At 72.8% G+C, this 9,619-nt stretch carries 9 protein-coding genes and 1 pseudogene; 7 read left to right on the top strand and 3 right to left on the bottom strand.

Going from position 1 to position 9,619, the window contains the following annotated elements:
• The 5 genes and pseudogenes from ACIRFL_RS40850 to ACIRFL_RS40830 form a co-directional block, all read left to right on the top strand.
• Positions 1-170: pseudogene (locus ACIRFL_RS40850) on the top strand (xylose isomerase); the annotation flags it as partial.
• 108 nt (positions 171-278) lie between these two features.
• Positions 279-1,538, top strand: a complete 1,260-nt coding sequence (locus ACIRFL_RS40845; RefSeq protein ID WP_404039889.1) for an ABC transporter substrate-binding protein — start codon at positions 279-281, stop codon at positions 1,536-1,538.
• 11 nt (positions 1,539-1,549) lie between these two features.
• On the top strand, positions 1,550-2,503 hold the full coding sequence (locus tag ACIRFL_RS40840) for a carbohydrate ABC transporter permease (RefSeq protein WP_404039886.1): 954 nt from the start codon (positions 1,550-1,552) through the stop codon (positions 2,501-2,503).
• Between the two features lie 6 nt (positions 2,504-2,509).
• On the top strand, positions 2,510-3,352 hold the full coding sequence (locus ACIRFL_RS40835) for a carbohydrate ABC transporter permease (RefSeq protein ID WP_404039884.1): 843 nt from the start codon (positions 2,510-2,512) through the stop codon (positions 3,350-3,352).
• Between the two features lie 31 nt (positions 3,353-3,383).
• On the top strand, positions 3,384-4,769 hold the full coding sequence (locus ACIRFL_RS40830) for a GH1 family beta-glucosidase (RefSeq protein WP_404039881.1): 1,386 nt from the start codon (positions 3,384-3,386) through the stop codon (positions 4,767-4,769).
• Positions 4,770-4,849: 80 nt separating this feature from the next.
• Here ACIRFL_RS40830 and ACIRFL_RS40825 read toward each other — a convergent pair whose 3' ends face one another.
• A complete protein-coding gene (locus ACIRFL_RS40825; protein WP_404039877.1) occupies positions 4,850-6,091 on the bottom strand; it encodes an ROK family protein in 1,242 nt (413 codons plus the stop codon).
• Between the two features lie 163 nt (positions 6,092-6,254).
• Here ACIRFL_RS40825 and ACIRFL_RS40820 point away from each other — a divergent pair, with 163 nt between their 5' ends.
• Entirely contained in the window at positions 6,255-7,058 is an 804-nt protein-coding gene (locus ACIRFL_RS40820; RefSeq protein WP_404039874.1) for an SDR family oxidoreductase, read from the top strand.
• Between the two features lie 140 nt (positions 7,059-7,198).
• Entirely contained in the window at positions 7,199-7,834 is a 636-nt protein-coding gene (locus tag ACIRFL_RS40815; protein ID WP_404039871.1) for a TetR/AcrR family transcriptional regulator, read from the top strand.
• On the opposite strand, the gene ACIRFL_RS40810 is transcribed toward ACIRFL_RS40815, so the two are convergent.
• Together ACIRFL_RS40810 and ACIRFL_RS40805 are read right to left on the bottom strand one after the other, a co-directional pair.
• Positions 7,821-8,597 carry a CoA-transferase subunit beta gene (locus ACIRFL_RS40810; protein ID WP_404039868.1) on the bottom strand — a complete coding sequence of 259 codons (777 nt, stop codon included), beginning with the start codon at positions 8,595-8,597 and terminating at the stop codon, positions 7,821-7,823. The two genes, ACIRFL_RS40815 and ACIRFL_RS40810, sit on opposite strands and share 14 nt — an antisense overlap.
• Complete coding sequence (locus tag ACIRFL_RS40805) at positions 8,594-9,484, bottom strand: CoA transferase subunit A (protein ID WP_404039865.1); 891 nt, start codon at positions 9,482-9,484, stop codon at positions 8,594-8,596. Before ACIRFL_RS40805 ends, ACIRFL_RS40810 begins: the two co-directional genes overlap by 4 nt.
• Positions 9,485-9,619: the final 135 nt, after the last annotated feature.

Genomic DNA, 9,619 nt, shown 5'->3' with positions numbered 1-9,619 from the left:
CATCCCGCCTCGACCAGCTCGCCCGGCCCACCGCCGCCGACGGCCTCAGCGCCCTCCTCGAAGACCGCACCGCCTACGAGGACTTCGACGTCGAGACCGCCGCCGCCCGCGGCATGGCCTTCGAACACCTCGACCAACTCGCCATGGACCACCTCCTCGGCGTCCGCTGAGTCCCCGCCGCGGGCCGGCCGGTGCCCGCGGACCACTCCCCCAACCCCCGTGCGACACAGTGGTCGTGCGGGCGGGCCGGCACCCCCTCGCACCCAAGGGCACCCACCGTGACAGCACATCCTCCCGCCGCCGCGCGCGGCGGGCGCGGACGCTCACGCCGAGTCGTCGCGCCGCTCGCCGCAGTCTCCGTCCTGGTCTCCGCGGCGGCGTTGACCGGCTGCGGACAGCAGCGCGACGCCCGCGTGTACACCGTGATGAACTCCTCGACCGACGAGTCGTACCACCGCTGGGACGCCGAGGCCATGGGCCGCTGCGGCAAGCAGCTGGGCGTCACCATCGAGCAGCAGAGCGTTCCGGCCGCACAGGTGATGACGAAGGCGCTGCGCATGGCCTCCTCCAAGTCCCTGCCTGACATCGTGCAGTTCGACGCCTCCGAGATGCCGACCTTCGCCGAGGCCGGCGGTCTGGTCGACCTCAGAACGCTCGGGCTGAGCACCCGGGACATCCCGAAGGGCATCGTCAACTTCGGCTCATACAAGGGCACGTACTACGGCGCGGCCCGTTCCGTGAACACCCTCGCGCTCTTCTACAACAAGGACATCCTCGACGAGGCCGGGCTGCCGGTCCCCACCACCTGGGCCGAGCTGCGGGCGACCGCGCAGAAGCTCACCCAGGGCAAGCGCTACGGCGTGGCGCTCAGCGCGGGCGGCGCCGAGGACGGCGTCTTCCAGTTCACCCCGTTCATGTGGTCCAACGGCGGCGACGAGACCCGGCTGGACAGCCCGCAGGTGGTGGCCGCCCTCGACTACTGGAAAAGCCTGCTGAAGGACGGCTCGCTGTCGAAGTCCACGGTCAGCTGGACGCAGGCGGACGTCAACGACCAGTTCATGGCGGGCAACGCGGCCATGATGATCAACGGGCCCTGGCAGGTCGAGACCCTCAACACCAAGAAGTCCCTGCACTGGGGCATCGCCCAGATCCCGGTGCCCAAGGCCGGTGACGCGTCGGTCGGCCCGCTCGGCGGCGCCGTGCTCACCGTGCCCAACACCGGGGACCGGCAGCGGGAGCGGACGGCCGCCCGGATCGTGGCGTGTCTGTCCGGCGAGAAGGAGCAGCTGACCTACGCGCTCAACAGCTGGATGGTCCCCGCCAACGAGAAGGCGGCCGCCGTCTGGCGCAAGCGGGTGCCCGAACTGGACGCCCTCGCCGACCAGGTCGCCGCCGCGCGGTCCCGTACGGCCAAACTCGGCGCCGGCTGGTCGAGCGTCTCGCTCGCCCTGCAGAGCGCCTTCCAGTCCGCCCTGACCGGCCAGTCCAGCCAGGCCGCCCTCACGCGGGCCCAGCAGCGGGCCACGAGCGGGAACTGAGGTACGCGCACATGACCACGTCCACCGTCACCGCTCCGGCCGCCGCCCGGGCGTCCCGCACGGCCACCGCACCGGACCCGGCCCGGCAGCGGCGCCGGCGCCGGCTCACCCAGTGGGGGTTCGTCGCCCCCGCGGTCGTCTTCATGCTCCTGTTCTTCGGCTACCCGCTCGTCCGGAACGTCGTGATGAGCTTCCAGCACTACACGCCGAAGACGTTCTTCACCGGCGACGCCCCCTTCAACGGCGCCGACAACTGGTCCCATGTGTTCCAGGACGCCCTGTTCGGCAAGGCGCTGTGGCACACCCTCGTCTTCACCGCGGGCTCGCTGCTCGGACAGTTCTGCATCGGCCTCGCGCTCGCCGTGTTCTTCAACCGCCGCTTCCCGCTGAACGGGGTGCTGCGCTCGCTGATCCTGCTGCCGTGGCTGGTGCCGATGGTGGTGTCGGGCATCGTGTGGCGGCGCATCCTCGACCAGGACACCGGGGTGCTCAACTCCTTCCTCGACACCCTGGGCCTGGGCGGCCACACCCCCTGGCTGACCAGCCCGGGCATGGCGCTGCTGTCGGTGATCCTGGTCAACATCTGGATCGGCATCCCGTTCAACATGGTCATCCTGTACGGCGGTCTGCAGGAGATCCCCAGGGAGCTGTACGAGGCGGCCGCCCTGGACGGCGCCTCGGCCTGGCGGACGTTCCGCTCCATCACCCTGCCGATGCTGCGACCGGTGATCACGGTGGTCCTCGTGCTCGGCTTCATGTCGACCGTGAAGATCCTGGACCTGATCCTGGCGCTGACCGACGGCGGCCCCGCCGACGCCACCCAGACCCTGGGCACGCTCACCTACCAGAACTCGTTCGTCCAGCTGGACTTCGGCGCGGGCGCGGTCGTCGGCAACATACTCATCCTGATCTCCGCCGTGTTCGCGGTGTTCTATCTGCGGGCCAACCGCACCGAGGGGAAGTGATCCACGATGGCCGCTGACACACCGGTCGCCGCCAAGCCGCGGGGCCCCAGGCGGCGCCTGGGCTCCACCGTGGCGGGCGTGCTCATCCTGTGCGTGATGCTCTTCCCGCTGTACTGGATGCTGAACACCGCGCTCCAGCCCGAGTCCGGCCTGCTCCAGGTCGACCCGGTGCCGGGCAGCCTGGACCTGTCCGGCTTCTCCAAGGCTCTGACCGACCAGGGCGGGCACCTGCTGACCTCGCTGGTGGTCTCGCTCGGCGCCGTCGTCATCTGTCTGGCCGTCGCGGCACCGGCGGCGTACGGGCTGGCCCGGTTCGGCCTGCGCGGCTCGCGCACCATCGTGTTCGGCACGCTGATCACCCAGATGGTGCCGGGCATCGTCATCGCCAACGCGCTCTACAACTCGTACGTCGACCTGGGCCTGGTCAACTCCTACTTCGGCCTGATGCTCGCGGACGCCTCACTGGGCATCCCGTTCTCGATCGTGCTGATGCGCTCCTTCATGGTGTCGATCCCGGGCGAGGTGATCGAGGCCGCCCAGGTCGACGGCGCGGGCCCGGTGCGCACGTTCGTGCGGGTCGTGCTGCCGATGAGCCGCAACTCCCTGATCACCTCGGGGCTGTTCGCGTTCCTGTTCTCCTGGAGCGACTTCATGTTCGCGCTCACCCTGAACACCACCGACGACGTCAAACCGGTGACGCTGGGCATCTACCAGTACATCGGCGCCCACGTCGGGGACTGGGGCTCGGTGATGGCCGCGTCCGTGCTGTCCGCGATCCCGGCGGCGATCCTGCTCGTCCTCGCCCAGAAGTACATCGCCGCCGGCATCACCGGCGGTTCCGTCAAGTGACCACCGTCCGCATCGAGATGGGCTTTCCCGTATGACTGAGTTCCCCGCCTTCCCGCCCGGCTTCGTGTTCGGCGCCGCGACCGCCTCGTACCAGATCGAGGGCGCGGCCCGGGAGGACGGCCGCGGCCCGTCGATCTGGGACACCTACAGCCACACACCCGGCCTGGTGGCGGGCGGCGACACCGGTGACGTGGCCTGCGACCACTACCACCGCTATCCGCAGGACGTCGCCCTGCTGCGCGACCTGGGCGTCGGCTCCTACCGCTTCTCGATCGCCTGGCCGCGCATCGTGCCCGACGGAAGCGGCCCGGTGAACCCCAAGGGCCTGGACTTCTACTCCCGGCTGGTCGACGAACTGCTGGCGGCGGGCATCGAACCGGCCGCCACCCTCTACCACTGGGACCTGCCGCAGGCGCTGGAGGACCAGGGCGGCTGGCGGGTGCGCGCGACGGCGGAGCGGTTCGCCGAGTACACGGCCGCCGTCGCCGCCCGCCTGGGCGACCGGGTGCCGCGCTGGATCACCCTCAACGAGCCGTGGTGCAGCGCGTTCCTCGGCTACTCCATCGGCCGGCACGCCCCGGGCGCCCGCGAGGGCCGCGGCGCCCTGGCCGCCGCCCACCATCTGCTGGTCGGTCACGGCCTGGCCGTGCGGGAGCTGCGGGCGGCGGGGGTACGTGAGGTGGGCATCACCCTCAACCTCGACCGCAACCTGCCGGCCTCCGGCTCCGCAGCGGACCTGGCGGCGGTCGTCCGGGCCGACACCCAGCACAACCTCGTCTGGACCGAGCCGCTGCTGGCCGGCCGCTACCCGGACACGGAGGAGGACACCTGGGGCGAGCTGATCACCGGTCAGGACTTCCGGCGGGACGGCGACCTCGAACTGATCTCCCAGCCGCTGGACTTCCTCGGCGTCAACTACTACCGGCCCATCGTGGTCGCCGACGCGCCGCTGCGGGAGGCCGATCCCGCCGCGCGCACCGCGACGGACAACCGCTATGCGGAGGTGCGCCTGCCGGGCGTGCGGCACACGGCGATGGACTGGCCGGTCGCCCCGGACACCTTCACGGACCTGCTGGTGTCGCTGAAGCAGCGGTACGGCCGGGCGCTGCCGCCGGTCCACATCACGGAGAACGGCTCGGCCGAGGACGACACGGTGGGCGCCGACGGCGGCGTGCACGACGGCGACCGGGTCACCTATCTGCGCGACCACCTGTCCGCGCTGCGGGCGGCCATGGACGCCGGCGTCGATGTGCGCGGCTACTACGTGTGGTCCCTGCTCGACAACTTCGAGTGGGCCTTCGGCTACGCCAAGCGCTTCGGCATCGTCCGGGTCGACTACGACACCCAGCGGCGCACCCCGAAGGACAGTTACCACTGGTACCGGGCGATGATCGCCGCCCAGCCGGGACAGAGCTGACGGCGCGGGGCCGCCGGCCGGACCCGGCGGCCCCGTCCGCTCCCGCATCCGGCCGGTTCCCGCTGCCCCCGGTGATCGGCTCAGTCCTCGTCGCGCTCGGCGTACGCCGCCGGATCGGCCAGCACCTCGCGTACGATCACGCCGGCCGCGCCGCGCGCCGCGTCGCCCAGCGGGGACGACGCCCGCAGCCGGGTACGGTCCTTGTGCCACAGGCCCGACACCACCCGGCGGGCGAGTTCCGCCTCCACGGCCGGCGCGAGCCAGTCCATCAGCTCCCGGTAGATGCCGCCGAGCATCACCGCGTCCGGGTCGAACAGGTTGACCGCGCCCGACACCACGACCCCGAGCTGCCGTCCGGCACCCTCGATCGCGGACAGCACGGCCGGATCCGCCCGCCCGGCCCGCCGCCGCAGCTCGGCCACGCCCAGCAGGCCCGCGTCGGTGCCGATGCCCGCGGCCTTCAGCAGCGCGGCCTGCCCGGCGTACTGCTCCAGGCAGCCCCGGGCCCCGCAGCGGCACAGCGGACCGTCCGGGTCGACCACCATGTGCCCGATCTCCCCGGCGAAGCCGTGCGCGCCGCGCAGCAGTTCGCCGCCGAGCACCAGCGCGCCGCCGATGCCGATCTCCCCGGTCAGATACAGGAAGCTGCGCACGCCCTCGGTGCCGGCGCCGTACCACAGCTCGGCGAGCGCGGCGGCGTTCGCCTCGTTGTCGGAGCTGACCGGCAGCGGGCGGTGGGCGGGCCGCAGCGCGAGCAGCGCCTGGGCGAACAGCCCTTCGATCGCGACCCGCGTCCAGCCCAGGTTGGGTGCCTGGCGCACGGTGCCGCCGGTCACCAGGCCCGGCACGGCGACATGCGCGCCGGCCGCGACGAGGCCCTGCTCGGCGGCCGACCCGAGGGCACGCGCGGCCAGCTGGGCGGCGCGGGCCAGCACCTCGGACGGCTCCACGACGCGGTTGTCGACGTGTTCCACGAGCCGGACGCGGTCCGTGCCGGCGAGATCGACGACGCACACGGCGATGTAGTCGACATTGATCTCCGCGCCGAGACCCGCGGGTCCGGTCCTGGCCACCTTGAGCACGGTGCCGGGGCGCCCCACCTGGCCGCTGCTCGTCTTGCCCCACTCGGTGACGAAGCCGTACTCCAGCAGCTGCTCGACCAGCGAGGACACGGCGGCCCTGGTCAGACCGACGCGCGTCGCGATCCCGGCCCGGGTCGCCTCGCCCGCGTCGTGCACGGCCCGCAGCACCAGGCTGAGGTTGTGCCGTCTGACCGTCGCCTTGTCGGCCTTCGGTCCCAGGGGGGTCAGATTGTTGTTCATCGTGCTGTCGAGCGTAGCGATGCCGCAGGTGAAGCCGCGTTCGCCCCGGCGCGCTACGCGCCGGGCGGCCGGTCCGCACGGCGCCGGACGGCCGCTCGGTGCGCCCGCGCGCGGCCAGGCACCGACCTAGCATTTGCTTGGTCGGCGGCGCTAGGGTGGCGCCATGCCGCTCCAGTTGGACATGACGGACCGGGTCGTCCTGGTCACCGGAGGCACCAGGGGCGTCGGCGCCGGAATCGCGGCGGTGTTCCTGCGGGCGGGGGCCCGCGTCGAGATCTGCGGCCGCACCGCACCGCTGGAGCGCCCCGGGGCCGGCGGCGGGGCGGCCCGCTTCAGCCGGGTCGACGTCCGCGACCCGGACGCCGTGGCCCGCTGGGTGGCGGACGCCGCCGCGCGGCACGGCCGGATCGACGTCGCCGTGAACAACGCGGGCGGCGCGCCCTTCGCCGACTTCGCCACCGCCTCGCCCCGCTTCCACCGCAGGGTCACCGACCTCAACTTCCTCGCCCCGGTCTTCGTGTGCCGGGAGGTCTTCCCGGTCATGAACGGCCAGGACGACGGCGGCGTCGTCGTGAACATCACCTCCATCGGTGCCCGGCGGCCCAGTCCGGGAACGGCCGTCTACGGGGCGGCCAAGGCGGCCCTGGAGAGCCTGACCGCGAGCCTGGCCGTGGAGTGGGCGCCGCGGGTGCGGGTCAACGCGGTCAGCTGCGGTCTGGTGGCCACGCCCGGGGCGGCCGGCCACTACGGCGACGCCGAGCAGACGGCCCGGGTGGCGGCCACGATCCCGCGCGGGGTCTTCGCCCGGCCCGAGGACATCGGAGCGGCCTGTGTGATGCTCGCCTCGCCGCTCGCCGCGCACATCACGGGTGCCGTCCTCAACGTCGACGGGGGCGGCGAGTGGCCGGCCTTCCTGCGGCACACACCGAACGCCGGGGCGCGGGCCGCACGCACGCGCGAACGGTGAACGCGCGCCGGGGCGCGGTGGCCGGTGTCCCGGTGCGGGCCGCCGGAGCCGGTCCGGGCCCGCGGTGGCCCGGGAGCCCTGTGGCACGATGGAGCGCTCACTGGCCGGCCGGGGCCGAACCCGGCGGGAGGGACGACGACATGGCGGTACGGCGCCCGGTGCGCACGGCGGCCCGCAACGGCGCGCGGGCGGGCAGCGGCGGTTCGGACCGCCGGGCGGAGCTGCTGCAGATCGCGGCCGGCCTGTTCGCCGGCCGCGGCTACGCCCAGACCACCGTCCGGGACATCGCCGATGAGGCGGGCATCCTGTCGGGCAGTCTCTACCACCACTTCAGTTCCAAGGAGGAGATGCTGCACGAGATCCTGCACGACTTCCTCGGGCGGCTGCTGGAGCGCTTCACCGCGATCGAGCGGGAGGCGCAGGACCCCCGGCAGGTGCTGGACCAGCTCGTCCAGCACTCGTTCACGGTCATCCACGAGACACCGCAGGCCGTCGCCCTGTACCAGAACGAGTCGGCCGCGCTGAGCGGCCAGCCCGGATTCGAGTACGTCGACCGGATGGGCCGGAAGATCGAGAAGATCTGGCTGCGCGCCCTGACCGCCGGTCAGCGGTCGGGGGTGTTCCGCGCCGACGTCGACGCGAGCCTGACCTACCGGTTCATCCGGGACACCGTGTGGTGCGCCGTGCGCTGGTACCGGCCGCGCGGCAGGTTCCGGCACGAGGCCGTCGCCGAGCAGTATCTCCGCGTCCTGTACGGCGGGCTCACCGCCCCGTGAGGCCGGGCCCGGCGGCGGGCACCTCGCGGTCGCGCAGGTTCTCCGGGTCGATCACCTCGCGGATGAGCCGCAGTTCCGCGGCGTCCGGCAGCCGGGTCTCGGTGGCACCGGCCGCCGCCAGGTCGAAGCCCGTGTTCCGGCGGACGTCCGCGACCGTGACGCCGGGGTGCACCGAGCGGATGCGCAGCCGTCCGTCGTCCCCGTAGTCGAGCACCGCCAGGTCGGTGATGACCACGCCGAGGTCGTGGAACCGGAGCCCGCCGACCGACCTGGCGCGGTCGTTGCCCACCCCGCACACCACGTCGACCTTCTCCACGAACACCTTGGGCGAGTGCCGGGCCACCCAGTAGTCGGTGCGGTGGTTGACCGTGTTGCCGGGTGCTCCGCGCACCCCGATGAGCTGCCGGGTGGGGTGCCGCCAGTCACCGATGAGGGCGATGTTCTGGTTGCCGTACGCGTCGAGCTGCGCGGCGCCCATCATGCTGCGCCGCCGGCCGGCGGCGACGATGTCGAAGACCCGGCCGAACGGCACCCAGCCCTCGATGACGCCGCCGTGCGCGGCGGTCCTGCCGAGCGGCGGCGGTTCGCTCATGAAGTACGCCTCGCCGTCGGTGAGGACCAGGTCCGGATTGGTCGTCAGCCGCGCGAGCCGCGCCCCGATGCCCGGCAGGACGCCGACCGCGTGGGCCAGCACCTCCCCGGCGTCCCGCCAGGCGTCGGCGCAGGCCGCGGCACACACCTCGGCCCGGGTGACCCCGGTCATCGCCGCCCCCTCGCCGTGCCGTCCGGTGTGCCGCGTCCGGCGTGGAAGCCGGCCACGGCCTTGTGGTAGTCCGCCTCATCCCCGTCGAGGAACGTCCGCCTGAACAGCCGCCACGCTGCGGGGTCACGGGCGGCCGCGGCGTAGTGCGCCTGGAACGCCTCGTCCCGCCGGTGGTCGGGCTCGCACGAGGTGAAGTGGGCGCCGCCCGGCGTCTCGATCACCGCGGTCACGAAGATGCGGCTGATCAGCAGGGACTGGGCGGGCCCCGCGGCCGGCAGCTCCCGCGGCGGCACGACCCGCTCGGCGCTCACATAGCAGCGGTCCGCGGCCATCGCGAAGAGGTCGTCGAAGTACGGGTCCGGGCCCAGGTACTGGGCGTTGCCCGCCGCGTCGGCCCGGTTGACGTGCACGAGGGCCGCGTCGAGCGGGAGCGCCTTCATCGCGACGTATTCCTCGCCGGTGTACGGGGAGGCGATCGTCACCAGGTCGGGGTTCATGGTCAGCACGTCGGAGCCGAGTCCGGCCCGGGTGGGCAGGAACGACAGCCGCCACGCGGCGGCCCGCAGGCCGGTGACGAGCATCCCCTCGTCGTACTCCGCGGTCTCGACGGCGCCCCGCTCCCGCACGGCCCGGAAGTGCGGGTCGAGCGCGATGCTGTCGAGCGAGACGAAGCCGTGGACGAGCCTGCGCACCTTGCCCGCGGCGCACAGCAGGCCGACGTCGGGCCCGCCGAACGAGACCACGGTCAGGTCGCGTACGTCGCTGCACAGGAGCGCGCGCACCAGCGCCATGGGCTTGCGCCGGGACCCCCAGCCGCCGATCCCTACGGTCATGCCCGACTCGATCGTCGCAGCGAAGTCGTCCAGGGGCATCGACTTGTCACCCATGACGTCCTCCTCTCGCACGGGGTCCCGCGCCGGGATCCGGGAAGCCGGGGCGCGCTACAACCTAGCGCTTGCTTGGCTGCGTCACCAGACCCAACCGCACTTCCCGTGCGGCGACTTCGGCCGACTGTGCCGCGG

The sequence above is a fragment of the Streptomyces sp. NPDC102462 genome, assembly GCF_044765425.1.
Lineage (GTDB): Bacteria > Actinomycetota > Actinomycetes > Streptomycetales > Streptomycetaceae > Streptomyces.
This window is presented reverse-complemented; position numbering and strand designations above follow the sequence as displayed.